This window comes from uncultured Jatrophihabitans sp. (assembly GCF_964244045.1).
Taxonomy (GTDB): domain Bacteria; phylum Actinomycetota; class Actinomycetes; order Mycobacteriales; family Jatrophihabitantaceae; genus Jatrophihabitans.
The window spans coordinates 25,876-47,892 of the sequence record NZ_CAXTHK010000030.1; the positions used below are offsets into that span (position 1 = coordinate 25,876).

General features: G+C 69.4%; 24 protein-coding genes. 22 read left to right on the top strand and 2 right to left on the bottom strand.

Features of this window, described 5'->3' with window-relative positions:
* Positions 1-31 precede the first annotated feature (31 nt).
* The 9 genes from fabG (at position 32) to asnB (ending at position 9,309) form a co-directional block, all read left to right on the top strand.
* Entirely contained in the window at positions 32-796 is a 765-nt protein-coding gene (gene fabG, locus ACFFC4_RS18085) for a 3-oxoacyl-ACP reductase FabG (protein WP_375503431.1), read from the top strand.
* Positions 797-880: 84 nt separating this feature from the next.
* A complete protein-coding gene (gene ffh, locus ACFFC4_RS18090; RefSeq protein WP_375503433.1) occupies positions 881-2,407 on the top strand; it encodes a signal recognition particle protein in 1,527 nt (508 codons plus the stop codon).
* Positions 2,408-2,412: 5 nt separating this feature from the next.
* Positions 2,413-3,060: a phosphatidylinositol phosphate synthase gene (gene pgsA / locus ACFFC4_RS18095; protein WP_375503435.1), complete on the top strand. Its 648-nt coding sequence runs from the start codon at positions 2,413-2,415 to the stop codon at positions 3,058-3,060.
* Entirely contained in the window at positions 3,060-3,989 is a 930-nt protein-coding gene (locus ACFFC4_RS18100; RefSeq protein ID WP_375503437.1) for a phosphatidylinositol mannoside acyltransferase, read from the top strand. The genes pgsA and ACFFC4_RS18100 overlap by 1 nt, the downstream gene beginning before the upstream one ends.
* Positions 3,990-3,992: 3 nt before the next feature.
* The gene (locus ACFFC4_RS18105) at positions 3,993-5,114 is read left to right on the top strand and encodes a glycosyltransferase family 4 protein (RefSeq protein ID WP_375503439.1); all 1,122 of its coding nucleotides are present in this window, start codon (positions 3,993-3,995) and stop codon (positions 5,112-5,114) included.
* 43 nt (positions 5,115-5,157) lie between these two features.
* A complete protein-coding gene (locus tag ACFFC4_RS18110; protein ID WP_375503441.1) occupies positions 5,158-5,796 on the top strand; it encodes a hypothetical protein in 639 nt (212 codons plus the stop codon).
* Positions 5,793-6,884: a DUF3048 C-terminal domain-containing protein gene (locus ACFFC4_RS18115; protein WP_375503443.1), complete on the top strand. Its 1,092-nt coding sequence runs from the start codon at positions 5,793-5,795 to the stop codon at positions 6,882-6,884. The genes ACFFC4_RS18110 and ACFFC4_RS18115 overlap by 4 nt, the downstream gene beginning before the upstream one ends.
* A 24-nt stretch (positions 6,885-6,908) precedes the next feature.
* Positions 6,909-7,805 carry a pyridoxal 5'-phosphate synthase lyase subunit PdxS gene (pdxS, locus tag ACFFC4_RS18120; protein ID WP_375503445.1) on the top strand — a complete coding sequence of 299 codons (897 nt, stop codon included), beginning with the start codon at positions 6,909-6,911 and terminating at the stop codon, positions 7,803-7,805.
* Positions 7,806-7,815: 10 nt separating this feature from the next.
* The gene (gene asnB / locus ACFFC4_RS18125) at positions 7,816-9,309 is read left to right on the top strand and encodes an asparagine synthase B (protein WP_375503447.1); all 1,494 of its coding nucleotides are present in this window, start codon (positions 7,816-7,818) and stop codon (positions 9,307-9,309) included.
* Positions 9,310-9,386: 77 nt separating this feature from the next.
* On the opposite strand, the gene ACFFC4_RS18130 is transcribed toward asnB, so the two are convergent.
* Entirely contained in the window at positions 9,387-9,605 is a 219-nt protein-coding gene (locus tag ACFFC4_RS18130) for a hypothetical protein (RefSeq protein ID WP_375503449.1), read from the bottom strand.
* Between ACFFC4_RS18130 and ACFFC4_RS18135 the strand changes: the two genes are divergently transcribed.
* The 3 genes from ACFFC4_RS18135 to ACFFC4_RS18145 all read left to right on the top strand — a co-directional run bounded on the left by ACFFC4_RS18135 (position 9,552) and on the right by ACFFC4_RS18145 (position 11,939).
* Entirely contained in the window at positions 9,552-10,100 is a 549-nt protein-coding gene (locus ACFFC4_RS18135; RefSeq protein ID WP_375503477.1) for a CocE/NonD family hydrolase C-terminal non-catalytic domain-containing protein, read from the top strand. The genes ACFFC4_RS18130 and ACFFC4_RS18135 overlap by 54 nt on opposite strands.
* Positions 10,101-10,531: 431 nt before the next feature.
* Positions 10,532-11,140: a pyridoxal 5'-phosphate synthase glutaminase subunit PdxT gene (gene pdxT, locus ACFFC4_RS18140; RefSeq protein WP_375503479.1), complete on the top strand. Its 609-nt coding sequence runs from the start codon at positions 10,532-10,534 to the stop codon at positions 11,138-11,140.
* Positions 11,141-11,183: 43 nt separating this feature from the next.
* The gene (locus ACFFC4_RS18145; RefSeq protein ID WP_375503451.1) at positions 11,184-11,939 is read left to right on the top strand and encodes a YebC/PmpR family DNA-binding transcriptional regulator; all 756 of its coding nucleotides are present in this window, start codon (positions 11,184-11,186) and stop codon (positions 11,937-11,939) included.
* Between the two features lie 21 nt (positions 11,940-11,960).
* Here ACFFC4_RS18145 and ACFFC4_RS18150 read toward each other — a convergent pair whose 3' ends face one another.
* Entirely contained in the window at positions 11,961-12,788 is an 828-nt protein-coding gene (locus ACFFC4_RS18150; protein ID WP_375503453.1) for a site-2 protease family protein, read from the bottom strand.
* A 109-nt stretch (positions 12,789-12,897) separates the two neighbouring features.
* On the opposite strand from ACFFC4_RS18150, the gene ruvC reads away from it, so the two are divergent.
* The 10 genes from ruvC to ACFFC4_RS18200 form a co-directional block, all read left to right on the top strand.
* Entirely contained in the window at positions 12,898-13,452 is a 555-nt protein-coding gene (ruvC, locus tag ACFFC4_RS18155; RefSeq protein ID WP_375503455.1) for a crossover junction endodeoxyribonuclease RuvC, read from the top strand.
* The gene (locus tag ACFFC4_RS18160) at positions 13,449-13,793 is read left to right on the top strand and encodes a hypothetical protein (RefSeq protein ID WP_375503457.1); all 345 of its coding nucleotides are present in this window, start codon (positions 13,449-13,451) and stop codon (positions 13,791-13,793) included. The genes ruvC and ACFFC4_RS18160 overlap by 4 nt, the downstream gene beginning before the upstream one ends.
* Complete coding sequence (locus ACFFC4_RS18165; RefSeq protein WP_375503459.1) at positions 13,790-14,365, top strand: hypothetical protein; 576 nt, start codon at positions 13,790-13,792, stop codon at positions 14,363-14,365. The genes ACFFC4_RS18160 and ACFFC4_RS18165 overlap by 4 nt, the downstream gene beginning before the upstream one ends.
* Positions 14,362-14,979 (top strand): Holliday junction branch migration protein RuvA, encoded by a 618-nt coding sequence (gene ruvA, locus ACFFC4_RS18170; RefSeq protein WP_375503461.1) that lies wholly within the window; start codon positions 14,362-14,364, stop codon positions 14,977-14,979. Before ACFFC4_RS18165 ends, ruvA begins: the two co-directional genes overlap by 4 nt.
* A gap of 97 nt (positions 14,980-15,076) precedes the next feature.
* Positions 15,077-16,117 carry a Holliday junction branch migration DNA helicase RuvB gene (gene ruvB, locus ACFFC4_RS18175; protein ID WP_375503463.1) on the top strand — a complete coding sequence of 347 codons (1,041 nt, stop codon included), beginning with the start codon at positions 15,077-15,079 and terminating at the stop codon, positions 16,115-16,117.
* 10 nt (positions 16,118-16,127) lie between these two features.
* Positions 16,128-16,535 carry a preprotein translocase subunit YajC gene (gene yajC, locus ACFFC4_RS18180; RefSeq protein ID WP_375503465.1) on the top strand — a complete coding sequence of 136 codons (408 nt, stop codon included), beginning with the start codon at positions 16,128-16,130 and terminating at the stop codon, positions 16,533-16,535.
* Between the two features lie 132 nt (positions 16,536-16,667).
* A complete protein-coding gene (secD, locus tag ACFFC4_RS18185; RefSeq protein ID WP_375503467.1) occupies positions 16,668-19,061 on the top strand; it encodes a protein translocase subunit SecD in 2,394 nt (797 codons plus the stop codon).
* Positions 19,061-20,149: a protein translocase subunit SecF gene (gene secF / locus ACFFC4_RS18190; RefSeq protein ID WP_375503469.1), complete on the top strand. Its 1,089-nt coding sequence runs from the start codon at positions 19,061-19,063 to the stop codon at positions 20,147-20,149. The genes secD and secF overlap by 1 nt, the downstream gene beginning before the upstream one ends.
* The gene (locus tag ACFFC4_RS18195) at positions 20,146-20,676 is read left to right on the top strand and encodes an adenine phosphoribosyltransferase (RefSeq protein WP_375503471.1); all 531 of its coding nucleotides are present in this window, start codon (positions 20,146-20,148) and stop codon (positions 20,674-20,676) included. The genes secF and ACFFC4_RS18195 overlap by 4 nt, the downstream gene beginning before the upstream one ends.
* Positions 20,677-20,878: 202 nt before the next feature.
* Positions 20,879-22,017, top strand: a 1,139-nt coding sequence (locus ACFFC4_RS18200) for a RelA/SpoT family protein (protein WP_375503473.1), incomplete at its 3' end; no start/stop codon positions are given.

The window sequence follows — 22,017 nt, forward strand, 5'->3', positions numbered from 1 at the left end:
ACCACCAGTTCGAACCTCGAAAGGATCAGCAATGACCGGAGTCAAGGACCATGTCGCGCTCATCACCGGCGGCGCGCAGGGCATCGGAGCCGGCATCGCCGCCCGCTTCGCCGCCGACGGCGCCAAGGTCGGCGTACTCGACCTGAACAAGGACGCCGCACAGGCCACCGTCGACCAGATCACCGGCATCGGCGGCACTGCGATCGCCCTGAGCGCCGACGTCTCGCAGCGCGATCAGGTGCAGGCCGCGGTCGACGAGCTCGTCGGCGAGTACGGCAGCCTGTCGATCCTGGTCAACAATGCCGGCGTGCTGCGCGACAACCTGCTGTTCAAGATGACCGACGACGACTGGACGATGGTCATGGACGTCCACCTGCGCGGCGCTTTCCTGTGCAGCCAGATCGCCCAGAAACACATGGTGGCGCAGAAGTACGGCCGGATCATCAGCATGTCCTCGACGTCCGCGCGCGGCAACCGCGGCCAGATCAACTACTCGACAGCCAAAGCCGGCCTGCAGGGCCTGACCAAGACGCTGGCCATCGAGCTCGGCCCGTTCGGCATCACCGCCAACGCCATCGCGCCCGGGTTCATCGAGACGGCCATGACGAAGGCGACGGCCGAGCGCATCGGCACCACCATCGAGCAGATGCGCGAGGGTGCGGCTGCGGCCCTGCCCGTGCGTCGTGGCGGCGTCCCGGCTGACATCGCCAACACGGCCGCGTTCTTCGCCGGCGAGGAGGCCGGGTACGTCACCGGCCAGGTCATCTACGTCGACGGCGGCAGCGGCCTGCACTGACGGACCGCATCGAGTAGGGCGGCGCGGACGGGCACGTAGTCTGGTGCCCGTCCGTCACCTGCCGCTGCCGTCGAAGGATCTGCCGTGTTCGACACCCTGTCCGACCGTCTGTCCACGGTCTTCACGAACCTGCGGGGAAAGGGCCGGCTGTCGGAGGCTGACATCGACGCGACGGCGCGCGAGATCCGCATCGCTCTGCTCGAGGCCGACGTCGCGCTGCCGGTGGTACGGCAGTTCATCGCCCGCATCAAGGAGCGTGCGCGCGGTGAGGACGTTTCCCGGGCCCTGAACCCGGCGCAGCAGGTCATCTCCATCGTCAACGAGGAACTGATCGGCATCCTCGGCGGCGAGACCCGACGGCTGCAGTTCGCCAAGCAGCCGCCGACGGTGCTCATGCTCGCGGGTCTGCAGGGTGCCGGTAAGACCACGCTCGCCGGCAAGTTGGCGCACTGGCTCAAGAGCCAGGGTCACACGCCGTTGCTCGTCGCCTGTGACCTGCAGCGCCCGAACGCGGTCAACCAGCTGACCATCGTCGGCGAGCGCGCGGGTGTGCCGACCTATGCTCCCGAACCGGGCAATGGCGTCGGGGACCCGGTCAAGGTGGCCCGCGACTCGATCGAATTCGCGCGTCGCGCGCAGCACGACATGGTCATCGTCGACACCGCCGGCCGGCTCGGTATCGACACCGAGCTCATGCAACAGGCTGCCGATATCCGTGATGCGGTCGACCCGCAGGAGGTGCTGTTCGTCGTCGACGCCATGGTCGGTCAGGACGCCGTCAACACCGCGCTGGCCTTCCAGGAGGGCGTCGGCTTCACCGGTGTGGTGCTCACCAAGCTCGACGGTGACGCCCGCGGCGGTGCCGCACTGAGCGTCCGCGAGATCACCGGCCGGCCGATCATGTTCGCGTCCAACGGCGAGAAGCTCGAGGAATTCGACGTCTTCCACCCGGACCGGATGGCATCCCGCATCCTGGGCATGGGCGACATGCTGACCCTGATCGAGCAGGCGCAGAAGCATTTCGACGAGGACGAAGCCGAGGCGATGGCGGCCAAGCTGGCCGCCGGCAACCAGTTCACGCTCGAGGACTTCCTCGACCAGTTGCAGGCCATCCGCCGCATGGGCCCGATCGGCAACCTGCTCGGCATGATGCCCGGGATGGGCAACATCAAGGAAGCCCTGGCCAACGTCGACGACAAGGATCTCGATCGAACCGCCGCCATCATCCGCGGCATGACCCCGCTCGAGCGGGAGAACCCCAAGATCATCAACGGGTCGCGGCGGCTGCGCATCGCCAACGGCTCGGGCGTGAAGGTCAGTGACGTCAACCAGCTCGTCGACCGCTTCTTCGAGGCCCGCAAGATGATGGGCCAGATGGGCGGCATGATGCCCGGCATGGCGAAGCGCAGCGCCACGAAATCGTCGAAGAACAAGCGCAAGGCCAAGCAGAACAAGGGACGCGGGCGTGGCCCGAACCAGCCGCGGATGCCCGCGGGCTTCCCGGGTGGCTTCCCGGGGGGCCTGCCGGGGCAACTGCCACCGGGGCTCACCCAGCAGGACCCGAACCTGAACCTGCCCGACATCACCAAGCTCAAGTTTCCGAAGCAGTAACGCCGGTGCTGAACATCCATGCGCGCGGCTTCTTCACCCGAGGGGTCACGCCCCTCGCCAAGCGGCTGGTGGCAGCGGGTGTCACGCCCGACGCCATCACCGCGGCCGGCACCGTCGGGGCGGTGGCCAGCGCGCTGATCTTCTTCCCGCAGGGTTGGTTCTTCGGCGGCACGCTGCTGATCTGGTTCTTCGTGATGTTCGACCTGCTCGACGGCACGGTGGCCCGCCTGGGTGGCCGGTCCTCGACGTTCGGGGCGGTGCTGGACTCCTCATGCGACCGCATCGCCGACGCCGCCGTCTTCGGCACCGTTGCCTGGTACTACGCCCGGCACGGCCAGCGCTGGATCCTGCTGGCCGCGCTGCTGTGCCTGGTGCTCGGCTCGCTGACGTCCTACATCCGCGCCCGCGCGGAGGCGGCCGGGTTGACGGCCACCGTCGGCATTGCCGAGCGCGCCGAGCGGTTGATCATCGTCCTGGTCGGCACCGGGCTCAGCGACCTGCCGTTTTACCACGTGCCGTACGTGCTCGCGGTGGCGTTGTGGCTGCTCGTCGCCGCGTCGACCATCACCGTCTACCAGCGCTTTGCGACGGTGTGGCGGCAGTCCCGCAGCGCCGCGGTCGGACCCGGCCCGCAGGAGACGGCGGACGTCTGATGTTCGACCGGGCTCGCGACCGTGCCGTCGACCTCGGCTACGCCGCCGGCTGGGGGGCGCTGAAGTCGCTGCCGGCACCGGTCGGGCGGCGGATCTTCACCACCGCAGCCGACGCCGCGGCCGTGCGCAACGGCGGCGGGACCCAACAGCTGCGCCGCAACCTGCGCCGAATCGTCGGGCCTGACGTCTCGGAGCGGGGCATGGACACGCTCGTGGGCGACGCCCTGCGCTCGTACTCCCGCTACTGGCTGGAGACGTTCCGGCTCTCGAGCATGGATCTCGTTGAGGTGGCGGCCCGGGTCGATGCGAACACCGTCGGTCGGGAGCACATCGAGAACGGACTGGCTGCCGGCCGAGGCGTCATCCTGGCCCTCCCGCACTCCGGCAACTGGGAGGCCTCCGGCGTGTGGCTGGTCGCCGAGCACGGTCCGTTCGCCACCGTCGCCGAACGGCTCAAGCCCGAATCGCTGTTCGACCGCTTCGTGGAATACCGGCAGAGCCTCGGCATGGAGGTGCTGCCGCTCACCGGCGGTGCGCGGCCGCCGACGGAGGTGCTGGCCGAGCGACTGCGGGCGAACAAGGTCATCTGCCTGATGGCCGATCGGGACCTGTCGCACCGGGGCATCGAGGTCGACTTCTTCGGCGAGCCGACCCGGATGCCGGCCGGACCTGCGCTGCTCGCAGCCCAGACCGGCGCTGCGCTGCTGGGCGTGCACGCATTCTTCGTCGGCAACGACAGCTGGGGGCACACGATCAGCCCGCCGCTCCCGCTGCCGGACGGCAGGTTGCGGGACCAGGTCACCCGGACGACCCAGCGACTGGCCGACATCTTCGCCGCCAGGATCGCCGAACACCCCGCCGACTGGCACATGCTGCAGAAGCTCTGGCTGGCCGACCTCACGCCGCGCCCCGCCCGTGCCGGGGTGTGAGCGGTGCGCATCGGCATCGTCTGCCCGTACTCGTGGGACATCCCCGGCGGGGTGCAGACGCATGTGCGCGACCTCGCCGAGAAGCTGATCTCCCTGGGCCACACTGTCTCGGTGCTCGCCCCGGGCGACGACAACATCCCCGACGTCCCGCCCTACGTGGTGGTGGCCGGCAAAGCGGTGTCGATCCCGTACAACGGCTCAGTGGCCAGGCTGCAGTTCGGGTTGGTGTCGGCGAGCCGGGTACGGCGCTGGTTGCGCGACGGTGCGTTCGACGTCGTGCACGTGCACGAACCGGCACCGCCGAGTCTGTCGCTGCTGACCTGCGCCCTGCACGAGGGCCCGCTGGTGGCGACATTCCACATGGCCACCGCGCGCTCGCGCTTCCTGTCGATGTTCGACTCGGTGCTGCAACCGTTCCTCGAAAGGATCACGGGCAAGATCGCGGTGTCGCCGGCCGCGCGCAAGGTCATCGTCGAGCACCTCGGCGGCGACGCGGTGGTCATCCCGAACGGCGTGGCGGTCGAGCACTTCGACTCCGCGCGGCCGTTGCCCGGCTATCCCCGCCCCGGCGGGACGATCGGCTTCATCGGTCGCTACGACGAGACGCGCAAGGGCATGGACACCCTGGTGGGGGCGCTGGAGCTGCTGGCGCCCGACCACCCCGAGCTGCAAGTGCTCGTAGCCGGCCGCGGTGACTCCGACGACTTCCGCAACGAGCTGCCCGCGCACCTGCGCGACCGTTTCGTCCTACTGGGTCAGGTCAGCGAGACCGAGAAGGCGCAGATGCTCGCCTCGATCGACGTGTACTGCGCGCCCAACACCGGCAGCGAGAGCTTCGGCGTCATCCTGCTCGAGGCCATGGCAGCCAGGCGCCCGGTGGTGGCCAGTGACCTTCCTGCCTTTCGGCGGGTGCTCGACCAGGGCCGGGCCGGCCGGCTGTTCCCCGCCGGCGACCCGGTGGCGCTGGCCGACGCCCTACGCGAGGTGCTCGCCGACGCCGCCCTGCGCGCCGAGCTGGTGACGGCCGGAACCGGTGCGGTAGCACCCTACGACTGGACGGTCATCGTCGCCGACGTCCTGCGGGTGTACGACCTGGCCATCGCCGGCACCGGGGCGCCGGTCTGAGGCCGGTTCGTTGGGAGCCGGCCGACCCACATAGTGTCGCCGGGTGCTCCTGATCGGCTGGGTGGTCCTTGCCGTTCTCCTGGCCGTCGCGCTGACCTCATGGGTCACGTTCACCCTGACCCGGTTGGATCGCCTGCACGCGCGGGTCGACGCGGCGGAGGCCGCGCTCGACGCCCAGCTGGTGCGTCGAGCGGTCGCCGTCCAACGGCTCGTCGACGCCCCGGCCTCAGGGCTCACGGTCGCCGACCGCGCCGCCTATGCGGCTGCCGCGCAGCAGGTCTTGGGCAGCGGCACCGGCGACGTGCCGACGGCGGCCGGGGGGCGGCAGGCACTCGAGAATGCCGTTGGTCGCGCCGTCACCCACCTGCTCGCGCTGCCCGTGCCACTCGACCCGGCCGCCGAGGTCGAGCTGCGCGAGGCCGCGGCCCGCGTGCTGATTGCCCGTCGCTTCTACAACGACGCCGTACGCGACACCCGCGCCCTGCGAGCCCGGCGGATGCCGCGCCTGTTGCACCTGGCCGGTCACCGTGGCCAACCCGACTTCTTCGACATCGACGACACGCTGCCGCCCGCCGCGGTTCACCCGCCCGCGGGTGCGACGCTCGACCCAGCTCCGTCGCTCGCCGCTATGCCACTCGATAACCCGGAAGCGCCTGTCGATAACCCGGAAGAGGATCGATGACCACCAGCCCCCGCCCCGGAGGCCGCCGCACGTCCTGCTCCGCCCGCGTCGCGGTGGGTTCGATCGCCTCGGTCGCGTTGCTGGGCCTGGCGGCATGTACCGGCGGCAGCGGGGGAGCGGCGACGGATTCACGCGCCACGCCGTCCTCGACGTCACCCGCCGCGGCCACCAGCAGCCCGGCCCCGGTCCCGGCCGCGAAGAACCCCCTGACCGGCATCGGGGCCGTGCCGCGCACGCCGGTCATCGCGGTGAAGATCGACGACACCGCCCCGGGCCGTCCGCAGGTCGGGATCGACAAGGCCGACATCGTCTACATCGAAGCCGTCGAGGGTGGGCTCGACCGCATCGCCGCGATCTTCGGGTCTAACAAACCGAAGTCCGTCGGTTACGTGCGCAGCACACGCCCGAGCGACCCGGAGCTGTTGCGCCAGTACGGCAAGATCACGGAGGCGTTCTCCGGTGGCCAGTCCAAGCCCAAGCAGATCCTGCGCGCCGCAGGGCTGACCGAGTGGAACTTCGGGGCCGGGGCGTCGTTCTATCAGCGGGTCTCGCGGTACGAGTCGGACTACATCAACGTGGTGCTCGACCTCGCGCAGGTGGCCAAGAGGACGAAGACCGCCAAGCCCACGAGCAACGGCTGGCGCTTCAACCCGAGCTTGGCCGGACTTCCGGTGAGCTCGGGTACCCGCATGGACACCGTCGTCACTGGCAGCTACAGCAGCGGTACGCCCGTGCAGTTCCGTTGGAACGCCACACTGCAGAAGTACGTGCGTTACATCGACGGGGTGGCTCAGCGCGCTGCGGACGGCAAGCTGATCACGGCCACCAACGTCATCGTGCAGTCCTGCCTCATCGACGTCTACGAAGGTGACAGGGACGTCAACGGCAACCCGGCGCAGTTCACCCACTCCATCGGGTCAGGTGCGGTCTCCGTATTCCGGCAGGGCAAACGCGTCAACGGCACCTGGAGCCGCAAGAGCATCACCGCAGGCACCACGCTGACCGCGAGCAACGGCAAACCACTGACACTGAACCCGGGCAACACCTGGGTCGTGCTGATCCGCAAGGGAATCCCGGTCAACAGCTGACGGCTGCCGCCGTAGAATCCGGATATGTCTGAAAATCAACCCCTGGTCGGCACCGCCCGCGTGAAGCGCGGCATGGCCGAGATGCTCAAGGGCGGCGTCATCATGGACGTCGTCACCGCCGAGCAGGCCCGCATCGCCGAGGACGCCGGCGCGGTCGCCGTGATGGCTCTCGAGCGGGTGCCGGCGGACATTCGGGCGCAGGGCGGTGTCTCGCGGATGAGCGACCCCGACATGATCGACTCGATCGTGTCCGAGGTGTCGATCCCGGTCATGGCGAAGGCTCGCATCGGGCATTTCGTCGAGGCGCAGGTGCTGCAGTCACTCGGCGTGGACTACATCGACGAGTCCGAGGTGCTGACGCCCGCCGACTACACCAACCACATCGACAAGTGGAACTTCACCGTCCCCTTCGTCTGCGGTGCCACCAACCTGGGCGAGGCCCTTCGCCGCATCACCGAGGGCGCGGCCATGATCCGTTCCAAGGGCGAGGCCGGTACCGGCGACGTCAGCAACGCCACTACGCACATGCGCAAGCTGCGCGATCAGATCCGCTGGCTGCAGAACCTGCCCGACGACGAGTTGTTCGTCGCGGCCAAGGAGCTGCAGGCACCCTACGAACTGGTCCGCGAGGTCGCGACCCTGGGCAAGCTGCCGGTCGTGCTGTTCACCGCCGGCGGCATCGCCACCCCCGCCGACGCGGCAATGATGATGCAGCTCGGCGCCGAGGGCGTGTTCGTCGGCTCCGGCATCTTCAAGTCCGGCAACCCGGTGCAGCGCGCCGAGGCCATCGTCAAGGCCACCACGTTCTTCGACGACCCCGACGTCATCGCCAAGGTCTCGCGCGGGTTGGGCGAGGCGATGGTCGGTATCAACGTCGATGAGATCGCGCAGCCGCACAGACTGTCGGAACGAGGCTGGTAGCAGCAGCCCGGTGTGCGGAATCGTGGCCCAGTACGGGCCCGGTGATCCGGCCGAACTCGAGCCGATGCTCGAACGGTTGGTCCATCGCGGCCCCGACGACGCCGGCACCGTCCAGGTGGGCGGGCACTGGCTTGGGCATCGTCGACTCTCGATCGTCGACGTCGAGGGTGGCCACCAGCCACTTCGGTTGCCGGACTCCTCGGCGCAACTCGTCGGCAACGGCGAGATCTACAACCACGTCACGTTGCGTCGGGTGCTCGCCGGTCGCCAGCTGTTGACCGGATCCGACAACGAGGTCGCGCTGCACCTCATCGACCGCGACGGCCCGGACGCGTTGGCCCGCACCAACGGCATGTTCGCTATCGTCTTCGCCGCGGAGGACGGCCGCTTCGTTGCGGCTCGTGACCCGGTGGGCATCAAGCCGCTGTACTGGGCCCGGCGCGGCGCCACGATCCGCTTCGCCTCCGAGCTGCACGCGTTCGACCCGTCCTGGCAGGGCGTGGTCGAGCCCTTTCCGCCCGGTTGCTATTGGACACCCGAGACCGGCGTCCGGCGCTTCGCCGACTCCGTGCCGCGGGTGACCGGCCCCGTTCCCGGCGACCCGCTCCGGGGTGCGCGCGACGTGCTGATCGACGCGGTCGACCGGCAGCTGATGGGCGACGTGCCGGTCGGGGTGTTCCTGTCCGGCGGGCTCGACTCCTCGCTGGTCGCGGCCATCGCGGCGCGGCACTACGGCCGGCTCGGCGAGACGCTGCAGACGTTCGCGGTGGGCACGATCGACAGCCCCGACGTCGCCGCCGCGAGGCGAGTGGCCGAGCACATCGGCAGCCGTCACCACGAGATCGTCTACGACGCGGAACAGGCGCTCGAGGCGCTGCCCGTCGTGGTGCGCACGATCGAGTCCTTCGACCCGGCGCTCGTGCGTAGCGCGGTACCCAACTTCTTCCTGGCCCGCGAGGCAGCCCAGCACGTCAAGGTCGTGCTCACCGGCGAAGGCGCCGACGAGCTGTTCGCGGGCTATGAGTACATGCGCGACATCACCGACCCACGGGCCCTGCACGACGAGCTCCAACGCACCATCGACGGGCTGCACAACCTCAATCTGCAGCGCGCCGACCGCGTCACCATGGCGCACTCGCTCGAGGCCCGGGTGCCGTTCCTCGACCTCGAGGTCATCGACTGGGCGATGCGGTTGCCGATCGAACTGAAGATCCCGGCCGAGGGCGAGATAGAAAAGGTACTGCTACGTGAGGCCTTCACCGGCTGGCTCCCCGAGGACCTGCTATGGCGCGTCAAATCGCAATTCGGCGACGGCTCCGGCGCCCGCGAGGTGCTGTCGGACGCGGTTGCCGCCGGCATCGCCGATGACGACTTCGAGGCCGAACGGCATGACATCACGCCGCCGATCCGCACCAAGGAAGAACTCGCGTACTACCGCGTCTGGCGTCGTTGGCTCCCGGACGTCGACCCGGCCAAGACGCTCACCCGCTTCGCCACCGCGTGAGCTGAGGAGGATCGGTCGGCTGGCTGCGCTTACTGGCAGGACAAGCAGGCCCGCCTCGACCGGGTCACCGTGCCGGCCTACGTCGTGGCCAGTTTCGCCGACGGCACGCTGTCGCCGACGCGCCGGCCGCCGAGGCGAGCGTCGAGTACGCGGTCGGGGGTCGGGGTGGGCCGCCCGGCGGGGTCCGATTCAGCACCACCTTCGCCGAGACCACCGAGCCGACCGGTTACTTCAGCCTGCGGCTGTGGGTCGAGGCCCACGGTGCCGACGACCTGGAACTCAATGTGCTTGCGCACAAGGTCGACGCGGCGGGCCGCCCGTACCCGGGCCGGCCGATGACGATGACGGCCGCTACTGGTGCCCTGCGGGCGTCGCAGCGCAAGCTGGACGCCGAGCGGTCGACCCCGACCGAGCCGGTGCTGCTCGGCACCGTCGAGGAGCCGCTCGAAGCGGGACAGGTCGTCCAGGTCGACATCCCGCTCAGCCCGATCGCCCTGACCTTCCGGCCCGGCGAGACCCTGCAGCTCGTCGGCGAAGTCAGCGGCCCGCCACCCGGGGCACCCATGCCGCGCTTCGGCAAGGGCGAGATCACGGTCCCGGCCGACGGCGGCACCTACGAGCCGGGGACACACGTCGAGATGGTGACGTTCGGTGGTGAGCACGAGTTGCCGGACTATGTGCTGGCCCAGCGCGCCCCCCAGCCGCCGTACCGCAACGCGGGCACGCACGTGATCCACCTCGGCGGCCGCTACGACAGCTCGCTGCTCGTGCCCGTCGTCCCGCCTGCGTAACCCCGGGCGTCACCAGGGTCTCGAACGGGTCTCGAACGCTGAGACCTCGCTCCCGCGCGCCCGGAACCTTTGATCATCCCGAAGCCCGCGATCGCTGGCTGCCCTGGGCCGGAACATCCCGCGGCTACGAGCCGCGAACTGGGCCATCGGCGGCGCGTGGCCGGCCCTGCCGGCGCCGGGCTCGGGCCGATCCTGCAGCTCACGCCGGGCAACTTCACCAGCCTGCCAGGAGCAGGAGATGCTTGCCGCGCTGTCACCCGAATTGATAACCAGCTTGCACGAGAGCCTGCGCACGCTGTTCGAGCGGCTCAGCGAGACACAGAGCGAGGCACCACAACGCACCGTCACGCACCGTCACGCCGCCCTGCGCCGCCCTGCGCCGGAAGCGGTCCGACCCCGGCTGAGCCGCCGCGCTGCCCGCCGGATCTACGCTGGGCGGTGTGCTGACCGTCGGTGTGCTGGCCCTGCAGGGCGACGTCCGCGAGCACCTGCGCGCGCTCGAGTCCGCCGGCGTCGACGCGGTTCGCGTGCGCCGGCCCGCCGAACTCGACCACCTCGACGGGCTGGTGCTGCCGGGTGGCGAGTCGACGACGATCGTCAAGCTGGCGCGCATCTTCGAGCTGCACGAGCCCTTGCGTGCACGGATCAAGGACGGCTTGCCGGTGTACGGCTCCTGCGCCGGCATGATCCTGCTTGCCGACCGGGTCGATGCCGGCGGCGATGCGATCGAGGCGACCTTCGGGGGCATCGACATCACCGTGCGGCGCAACGCCTTCGGGCGGCAGGTCGACAGCTTCGAGGAGGACGTCGCGGTCGCCGGCGTCGAGGGTGACGCGGTGCGCGCAGTGTTCATCCGGGCGCCGTGGGTGCAGGAGGTCGGCCCGGGCGCGACGCCGCTCGGCACCACCAGCGGGGGCCACGTCGTCGCGGTTCGGCAGGGGCCGTTGCTGGCCACATCGTTCCACCCCGAGATGACCGGCGATCTGCGGGTGCACGCCCTGTTCGTGCGGATGATCGCCGAGGCCCGGCAGCTAGACTGATCCGTTGGGTATCAGTCACCATCAACGGAGAGGAGCCGGGGCTGTGAGTGGCCACTCCAAGTGGGCGACGACGAAGCACCAGAAGGCGGCCAAGGACGCCAAGCGGGGCAAGCTGTTCGCCAAGCTGATCAAGAACATCGAGGTCGCGGCCCGCATGGGCGGTGGTGACGTCGACGGCAACCCCACATTGTTCGATGCCGTGCAGAAGGCGCGCAAGAACTCCGTCCCGATCGACAACATCGAACGCGCGGTCAAGCGTGGTTCGGGCGCCGAGGCCGGCGGCGCCGACTGGCAGACGATCATGTACGAGGGTTACGGTGCCAGCGGCGTTGCCCTGCTCGTCGAATGCCTCACCGACAACCGCAACCGCGCCGCCATGGAGGTGCGCACCGCGATGACGCGCGCCGGCGGCTCGCTGGCCGACCCGGGGTCGGTGTCCTACCTGTTCAACCGCAAGGGCGTCGTCATCGTGCCGGACACCGGACTGTCCGAGGACGACGTGCTGATGGCCGTTCTGGATGCCGGCGCCGACGAGGTCAACAACCTCGGCGGTGCCTACGAGGTCATCTGCGAGCCCACCGACCTCGTCCCGGTCCGCACCGCCCTGCAGGACGCCGGCATCGAGTACGAGTCGGCCGACCAGTCGTTCCTGCCCACCCTGCAGGTCCCGCTCGACGAGGACGGTGCACGCAAGGTGCTCCGGCTCGTCGACGCGCTCGAGGACCTCGACGACGTGCAGAACGTCTACGCCAACTTCGACGTCAGCGACGAGGTGCTCGAAGCGGTCGGCGCCGAGTAACGGGGCGTCGCCATCCCGCCCTCACAGGGGGTTCTTGCTCCAGAACTTGAAGAACAGGTAGCCGGCCTGCCACAGGATCTCCTGCGTACCGGTGAGTTTGGCCAATGCGTTCACCAGGTCAAAGAAATACTGGTTGAGCTGGTCGACGTAGAGCAGGATGACGATGATGGCGAGCATGCCCCAGGGCTTGATCTTGTCGCCGAGGCGCTGGGTTTCCGGCGCCAGGTAGGGCTCGATGATCGCCCAGCCGTCGAGACCCGGCACCGGCAGCAGGTTCAGCACCGCGGCGGTGATCTGCAGGAAGCCCAGGAACGCGACGCCGGACCAGAACCGAGCGTGGCCTGAACCGGAGCCGGTCAGGTAGCTGAAGAGCTCGGTGTCATGTGATTTCGCAACAAGCAGCAGCACCACGCCCAGGACGAGGTTGACGGCCGGCCCGGCGAACGACGCCACGCTCTGCATCGCCCGGCTACGGAAGGCGTGCCGGTGCAGGTAGACCGCGCCACCGGGTAGGCCGATACCGCCCTGCACGATGAAGAACAGCGGCAGCAGGATCGACAACACGGGATGGGTGTACTTGAACGGGTTCAGCGTCAGATAGCCCGCCTGCTCGACGCTGCGATCGCCCGCGCGGTACGCGGCGTACGCGTGCGCGAACTCGTGGAAGCACACCGAAACGATCCAGCCGGCTAGCACGAACACCAACACACCGAAGTCGCCCAGTCGCGAGCCCTGGTCCGTTTCGACCCACGCCAGCAGCCCACCGGCCGCGGTGAGCGCGACGAAGGCCAGGAAGAGCGGGCTGGGACGCACCACCCCGCGCCGCTGGCCCAGGTCATAAACGGACATGCGCCCAACGGTACGGACCGACCCTGGGTGAATGGTGCGGCGTGTCCGGCCCGTCCGGTCGCCCGGGCGCCCTAGGCTGCATCGAACGACCGTTCGATGAGGGAATCTTGTGCGCGTACTAGGGGTCGACCCGGGCATCACCCGCTGCGGGATCGGCGTGGTCGATGGTGCGCCTGGTCGGCCGCTGACCCTCGTGCACGTCGACGTCGTGCGCACGCCGGCCGATGCCGAGATAGGCGACCGGCTGGTGGTGCAGGCTGACGCGATCGCGTGGGCGATCGACACCTACCGGCCCGACGTCGTCGCCGTCGAGCGGGTCTTCAGCCAGCACAACGTGCGCACCGTCATGGGCACTGCACAGGTCGCCGGGTTGGCCATTGTCGCCGCTACCCGAGCCGGCCTGCCGGTGGTGCTGCACACGCCGAGCGAGGTCAAGGCGGCGGTCACCGGCTCGGGCACCGCCGACAAGGCACAGGTGGGTGCGATGGTCACCCGGTTGTTGCGCCTGTCTCAGCTGCCCAAACCGGCAGATGCCTCCGACGCGCTTGCTCTCGCGATCTGCCACGTGTGGCGTGGCAGCGCGCAGCGCAAGCGCACCGAGGCAGTGGCGGCAGTTGCGGCAGGCGCGGCCCGGTCGGCGGCTCGCGCGAGGATCACCCGGTGATCTGCCTACCGTTCCGGCTCGACCCGGTCACCGCCGCCCGGGTGTTCGATGACGAGCAGGTGGTGCGCGCGGCCGGCGTGAACACCGTGGCCGAGCTGGGCGCCGATCTGCTTCCCGGTCGCAAGAAGGCCGACCGGGTGGCCAAGAAATACGCCAGACACCACGCCCGTCTGGGCCCGGCGCTGGGCTGGCAGTGGCAGGGTCGGTACGTGCACTCCACGATGCTCTACGTCGAACTGGTCTTCGCGATCGACGACCTCGATCGCAAGATCCAGGCGCGCACCGAGTTGTGCTCGGCGACCAACGATGCCGACCAAGAGCTGTGGGACGACGCAGCATGAGCGAGCCGGCCCCGGCGTTGCAGCCGTTACTGGACCCCGAGACGTTGCACGAGAGCTACCCCGATCCGGACGCGGCGCGCGCGCGGGCCGAGCAGCTGCGCGTCGAGATCCGCACCGCTGTTGACGAGATCGGCGAGCTGGTGGCGCGCGGTGACCTCGTCGACCTGCTGCGCGGGCTCGATGAGCTCGAGGACGCGCTGCCCGAGGCCACCGCCGCAGCCGACCGCGCCGAGATCGCCGGCAATGCCGCCATGCAACACACCGCCCGGTTGCGCCTGGCCCGCGTGCACCAGCGCCGCGGCGAGTTCGCCGACTCGAACGTCATCGTCACCGAGCTGCTGCCCGCGGCGGAGCAGTTCGGGCTCGTCATCGAGGCCTACACGCATCACCACGCCGGCCTCAACGACTTCGCGCAGAGGCACTGGGACGACGCGCGCGACCACTTCGCCCGGGCGCTCGCCATCCGTGAGGATCTCGAGCTGGCCGACGACGAACGCGCCGCGTCACGGACCGGTCTGGAGGCCGCGCAGCGTCGGCTGCGCGACGCGCAGTCGCCAGAGCAGGCGCCGTGATCGCCAGCGTGCACGGCACGGTGGCTGCATTGGCGCCCGACGGAGCCGTCGTCGAGGTCGGCGGGGTGGGCCTGGCGGTGTCGTGCTCGCCGGGAACGCTCGCCCGGCTGCGGCTGGGGGAGCAGGCCCGACTCGCCACCAGCCTCGTCGTTCGCGAGGACTCACTGACGCTGTATGGCTTCGGCGACGACGACGAGCGGGCGTTGTTCGAACTGCTGCAGACCGCCAATGGCGTCGGTCCGAAACTGGCCCAGACCATGCTTGCCGTGCACCCGCCGCGCGAACTGCGCCGGGCGATCGCGATGTCGGACCTCGCCAGCCTCACCGCCGTGCCGGGCATCGGGCGCAAGGGCGCCGAGCGGATCGTGCTCGAGCTACGCGATCGCATCGGCGCGATCGACGGCTCGGACTCCGGGTTGCCGACCGGTGCCGGCGTGACTGCGGTAGCCCCGTGGCGTGACCAGCTGACCCACGCTCTTGCCGGGTTGGGCTTCTCCGGCAAGGAGGCGGCCGAGGCGGTCGACGTGGTGGCGGTCGACGTGAGTGCCGACAACCCGGCCGACGTCCCGGCCCTGCTGCGCCGCTCCATCCAGCTTCTGGGCCGCACCCGATGACCGCCACCCCCCCGGTGATCAACAGCGCTGAAACGTCGTCTCACGACGTTTCAGCCCTGTTGATCACGGTGGGGGCGGCGGCCTCGCGGGGTGGGTCGTGACCCCCGAGCCGGCCGAGGACGTCGTCGATCCCGAGGCCTTGCCCGACGAGCGCGATGTTGAGAACTCGCTGCGTCCCCGGCATCTCGGCGAGTTCGTGGGTCAGCCGAAGGTGCGCGAGCAGCTGCAGCTCGTGCTCGAGAGCGCGCTGCGCCGCAACCGACCGCCCGATCACCTGTTGCTGTCCGGCCCGCCCGGTCTGGGCAAGACGAGCCTGGCCATGATCGTGGCCGCTGAGCTGAATGCGCCGATCCGCGTCACCAGCGGCCCGGCCATCGAGCGGGCCGGCGACCTCGCGGCACTACTGACCAGCCTGGGCGAGGGCGAGGTGTTGTTCATCGATGAGATCCATCGCATCGCCCGGCCGGCCGAGGAACTGCTCTACATGGCCATGGAGGATTTTCGGGTCGACGTGATCGTGGGCAAGGGCCCCGGCGCCACCGCGATCCCGCTCGACCTCGCGCCGTTCACCCTCGTCGGCGCGACCACCCGGGCCGGGCTGCTCACCGGCCCGCTACGCGACCGGTTCGGCTTCACCGCGCACATGGATTTCTACGACCCACCTGAGCTCGAACAGGTGCTGCGCCGCTCGGCCGCGCTGCTCGGCGTCGACCTGCGACCCGACGGCGGGCAGGAAATCGCCGGTCGTTCGCGGGGCACGCCGCGGATCGCCAACCGCCTGTTGCGCCGGGTTCGCGACTACGCCGAGGTGCGGGCCGACGGGGTCGTCACCGAGGCGATCGCCCGGGCGGCGCTTGCGGTGTACGACGTCGACGAGCTCGGGCTCGACCGGCTGGACCGCGCGGTACTCGATGCGTTGGTGCGCCGGTTCGGCGGCGGGCCCGTGGGCGTCGGCACGCTTGCGGTGGCGGTTGGCGAGGAGACGGAGACGGTCGAAGAGGTCGCTGAACCTTTCCTGGTCCGCGCCGGTCTGCTGGCGCGCACCCCCCGCGGCCGCGTCGCGACACCGGCCGCGTGGGCCCACCTGGACCTGGCACCGCCCAGAGCGGGAACCGGCCCGACGCTGTTCGACGCGTAGGGTCAGCCCGGTGAAATACCTACCGTTCCTCATCTTCGCGGTCCTCATCGTGGGCATGCTGGCGCTGTCGGCCCGCAATCGTCGACGGGCTGCGGTCGCTGAGGGCGAGCGGGCGGAGCGGATCGGAGTCGGCACCGAGGTCATGACGACGTCCGGACTGCACGCCACCGTCGTGAGCACCAACGACGACGGCACCGTCATGTTGTCGATCGCTCCGGGCGTCGAGGTCCGCTGGGAGCTGGCCGCGCTACGTGACGTCACCGAGCTGCCCGGTCGCTACGTCCACGAGACCGACGTTCAGGACGCAGACGTGCACGACACCGACATCCGCAACACCGACATCCGCAACACCGACATCCGCAACACCGGCGCACGCGAGACCGAGGACAAACGGTCGGGCGCCGACCCGGCCGTCTAGTGCTTGCGGGCGCCGCCCGCAGGTGCCCACCGGCGCCCACCGGCGCCCACAGGCGCTCACAGCGGGACAGGGGGATCGGTCGGTCATACTGTCCCGCGGCTCGCGCGTGTTGTCTGAACATCCTGTCCGGACGTGCGCGTCCAGATATCCGTCATCGAGAACGCCGAGGAGAATTTCCCCGTGGCACCACCCCCCGGAACGCTGCGCGTCGGGCGCTACTTCGCTGCCCTGATCGTGCTGCTGGGCCTGCTCTACCTGGCCGTCGGTTTCCCCGGCGCCCGGCACACCCCCAAGCTCGGCATCGACCTCGTCGGTGGCAAGCGCGTCATCTTCACCGCCCGAACAGGTAACGGCACCACGCCGACCTCGTCGTCGATGAGCCAGGCACGCCAGATCATCGAGGACCGCATCAACGGCACCGGTGTCACGGGTGCCACCGTCCAGGTGCAGGGTGACAATCAGCTCGTCGTGCTCATCCCCGGCGGCACCGACACCGACGTCGCCGCGCTCGGCCAGCCGGCCGTGCTGAACTTCCGCGGCGTCGTCGCCCCGGCGCAGGTCGTCACCTGCACGCCGCGGTCCACTTCGGCCAGCGGCGCGTCGAGCGCGCCGTCAACAGGCGCCTCGGGCGCCTTATCGACGGCGCCGAAGGCCACCGCGTCGGCATCGGCGGGCACCTCGCCGTCGGCCACCAGCAACGGCTTCCGGGAACGTCCGCTGGCGGCGGCGCCCACCCCCTCGACCACACCGAGCACTCCGGCAGCGACCACGGCGAAGGCCAGCCCCACCACCGGCGCGAGCAGTGGCGCGGCCAGCACGGCTGCGACCAGCAAGCCCGCCGCTTCGTCCTCGGCCGCAGCCACGACCGCCGCGCCCGTCGCGTGCCTGAGCGACCCGATCGCGGCACTCGTCAAGACCGACCCCGGTTTGAAGAACCTCATCCCCAACGCCGAGAAGTGCCCGTCTCCGAGTCAGACCGGCACCTGCCGCGCCTTCTCGACGTTGAGCGCCGCTCGACAAACAGCCATCGCCAGTGCCCTGCGCACCTTCGACTGCGAGTCCGCCGTCAACGAACCCGACGAGCCCAACCGGTACTACATCGCCTGTGGCTCGACGCCCTACGGGACCGCGGCCTACCTGCTCGGCCACGTCATCGTGAAGGGCAGCCAGGTCGATTCCGCCAGCGCGCAGGCGCCCAGCACCGGCAGTGGTGGGAGCAACGCTGAATGGACCGTCGCCCTGACCCTGAAGAGCTCGGGCGGTGATCGCTGGAGCAAGTGGACGAGCGCCTACCACACCACGTCGAGCGGCTCGGCCGTGCAGACCAGCGACACGGCGCCGTGCGGCGTGTCGGCGGCGATTCCGTGCTCGATGTTTGTCGCGTTCACGTTGAACGGTCAGGTCGTCTCGGCGCCGATCACCCAAGCCACCCTCGACCTGCAAACCCAGATCTCGGGCTCGTTCAAGCAGAAGAGTGCGGACGAGCTCGCCACGCAGCTGAACTACGGTTCGCTGCCGCTGAGCTTTCGGACCGATGCCAACGACGACGTGTCTGCCACGCTGGGTACCCAGCAGCTGCACGCTGCGCTGCTGGCCGGCGGCATCGGCCTTGCTCTGGTGGTGCTGTACTCGCTGCTGTACTACCGCGGGTTGGGGATCGTCACCATCGCCTCGTTGCTCGTCTCCGCTGTGCTGACCTACGCCATGCTGGTCATTCTCGGCACCCAGATCGGCTTCACCCTCGACCTGGCCGGCGTCGCCGGCTTCATCGTGGCGCTCGGCATCACCGCCGACTCGTTCGTCGTGTTCTTCGAACGGATCAAGGACGAGGTGCACGAGGGCCGGTCGATCCGCGTCGCAGTGCCCCGGGCCTGGGTGCGCGCGCGGCGCACGATCCTGTCGGCCGACACGGTGTCGTTCCTGGCCGCGGCGATCCTCTATTACTTCGCCTCGGCCGACGTGAAAGGCTTCGCCTTCACCCTCGGCATGTCGACGATCCTCGACCTCGTCGTCGTCTTCCTGTTCACCCACCCGATCGTGTCGCTACTCTCACGCAGCCGCACCTTCGGCTCGCCACGCTTCACCGGGCTGAACTCGGTGCGCACTGGCAGCGTGGTCGACGACGAGCTGCCGGCTCGCCGTTCGCGCAAGCCAGCGCGGGCTGCGTCGAGTGCGTCGGCAGGCCCGCCCAAGCAAGGTGAGACGGCCACCCAGCGCGCGCAACTGCGCCGTGGCGTTGCCGTGCTGGACGAGCCGGAAGCCGACGACCCCGACGACACCGATGACGTCGATAGCACTGATGACGTCCTGCACGACACCGCGGGCGACGTGCGCGACGAGACCGCGGATGTCGAGGTGGTGGACGACACGTCGGACGACGAGCCCGACGTCGAGGCAGCGCCGACAGACGACGATGACCAGCGGAGCACCCGCCGGCGTACGACCCCGCAGTCCGGCTCGGCCGCGGAACGGGCTGCGGCCCGCCGGGCTCGGTTGCGCGAGCAGCGCGAGAAGGGCGACTCCTGATGTCTCGATTCACCACGCTGTACCGCGGCGAGACCGACATCCAGTTCATCAGCAGCCGCAAGAAGTGGTACGCGGCGTCGGCCGTGCTCATCCTCATCTGCGTGATCAGCTTCGTGTTCCGGGGTTTCGACTACGGCATCGACTTCAAGGGCGGCAGCACCTTCATCATCACCGGGCTGAAGAACGACGTCTCGGTCAGTGAGGTGGCCGACGCCTTCGACAAGGCAGGTGTCGCCTCCGAGGGGTCGCCGCAGAAGGTGGGCACCGACAACACGATCGTGGTCAACACCAAGACGTTGGGGCCGAAGGACCTGCAGGACGTCCAGAAAACCGTCGCCGCAGACCTGGGTATCTCGGCCAAGAAGAACATCAGCCCGAAGTCGATCGGCAGCGACTGGGGCCACGACACGACGATCAAGGCTCTACAAGGCTTGATCATCTTTCTGGTCGTGGTGTCGATCTACATCGCGCTGCGCTTCCAATGGCGCATGGCGGTGGGTGGCATGGTGGCGCTGCTGCACGACCTCATCATCGCCGCGGGCGTCTACTCGATCGTCGGCTTCCAGGTCACGCCGTCGACCATCGTCGGCCTGCTGACCATCCTCGGCTTCTCGCTCTACGACACCGTCGTGGTCTACGACAAGGTGGGTGAGAACGCGAAGGACATTCTTGCCGGCTCACGCACCACGTTCTCCGAGGCCGCGAACAAGGCCGTCAACCAGACCCTGATGCGCTCGATCAACACCTCGGTCATTGCGCTGTTGCCCGTGGCCGGCCTGCTGTTCGTCGGGGCCGGCATCCTCGGCGTCGGCACCATTGAGGACCTTGCGCTGATCCTGTTCGTCGGTCTGCTCTCGGGCGCGTACTCGTCGTTGTTCCTGGCCACCCCGGTCGTCGTCGACCTCACCGAGCGCGACCCGCAGTACAAGGCGCTCACGAAGCGCGTCGCCGCCAAGCGCGCGAGCGAGGCACGCAAGGCCGAGGAGGGCGGGCTGGTCGGCGTCGGCTCGTCGGTGAACGTGCGACGCGGAGCGCCGGCGCCCGCTCCGAAGGTGGGGGCACGGCCGAATCGCCGCAAGCGCACATGAGCTTCGACGCGGACCTCGCCGCGCGCATCACGGCGTTGCTGCGCGACGTCCCGGATTTTCCGCAGCCGGGCGTGCTGTTCAAGGACATCTCGCCGCTGCTGGCCGACGCGGCTGCGTTCGCGGCGGTCGTCGAAGCGCTGGCTCGCGCGGGCGGCGGAATAGATCTCGTGGCCGGGGTCGAGGCTCGCGGGTTCCTGATGGCGGGCGCCATCGCCACCGAGCTCGGCGCCGGGCTGGTGCCGGTCCGCAAGGCGGGCAACCTACCACCGCCCACGCTCGCGCGTTCCTACGACCTGGAGTACGGCAGCGCCGAGATCGAGGTGCCGACCGGGCTGCTCGACGGCAAGCGGATCCTGCTGGTCGACGATGTGCTTGCCACCGGTGGAACGCTGCGCGCCGCCGCCGACCTGCTCACCGACGCCGGGGCCACGGTCACCGCGATGGCGGTCATCGTCGAACTCGGCTTCCTGAACGGACGCGCACTGCTCGGCGACACCCCGCCGCTGGTCTCGCTGCTGACGCTGTGACCCCTACGGCGGCGCCGTGACCTTCTCGGCAGCGCCGAAACCGCGCTGGCCACCTGGTCCGTAGAGTGGTGGTACGACATCGCCAGAGAGGGGCCTGGTCCTGACCAGCGAGACCGGCACGCGGCAGCCACAGTCGCTCGCCGACGCAGCCAGTGCATCCGCTGCTGCCCGGCAGGCCCCCGAGCGCGACGAAGCCGAGCTGATGACCGAGCAGCAGGTCGCTGCCAAGACGGCAGCTCCCTCCGCAACCGCACCGACGGCGCCGGCCAAGCCCGCCGAACCCCGCAGCACGGCGCAGAAGCCGGCGAAGGACGCCAGGCAAACCAAGGACGCGAAACCGGCCAAGGACGCCAAACCGGCCAAGCTGAGCGAGGACGTCAGCTCGACGCACCGTCGCCGGGTTCGGGACCGGTTGGCCCGCCGCATCGTCACGACCACTCGGCCGAGCCCCGTCAAGCCGGTCCTCGAACCGCTGCTCGCGATCTACCGCACGGCGCATCCGAAGGGTGACGTCCGGCTGCTGCAGCGTGCCTACGACGTGGCCGAGGAGTGTCACCGGGGCCAGCTGCGCAAGAGCGGGGACCCCTACATCACCCATCCGCTCGCGGTGGCCACGATCCTCGCCGACCTCGGTATGGATTCCACGACCATCGTTGCAGCGCTGCTGCACGACACCGTCGAGGACACCGGCCTGACCCTCGACGACGTCACCCGCGAGTTCGGCGAGCAGGTCGCGCACCTGGTCGACGGCGTCACCAAGCTCGACAAGGTCAACTACGGCGCGGCGGCAGAGACCGAGACCATCCGCAAGATGATCGTGGCCATGGCTCGCGACCCGCGGGTGCTCGTGATCAAGCTCGCCGACCGCCTGCACAACATGCGGACCCTGCGCTTCCTGCCGCCGGAGAAGCAGGAGCGCAAGGCGCGCGAGACGCTCGAGGTGCTCGCCCCGCTGGCCCACCGGTTGGGCATGAACACGGTCAAGTGGGAGCTCGAGGATCTCGCGTTCGCCACGCTGTACCCGAAGCGCTACGACGAGATCGTGCGGCTCGTGGCCGATCGGGCGCCGAGCCGCGACACCTATCTCGGCCAGGTCATCGAGCGGGTCAAGACCGACCTCGCGAAGGGCGCGATCAAGGCCGAGGTCACCGGGCGACCGAAGCACTACTACTCGATCTACCAGAAGATGATCGTGCGTGGTCGCGAGTTCACCGACATCTACGACCTCGTCGGCATCCGGGTGCTCGTCGAGTCCGAACGCGAGTGCTACGCCACGCTCGGTGTCATCCACGCGAACTGGCAGCCCGTCCCGGGCCGGTTCAAGGACTACATCGCGATGCC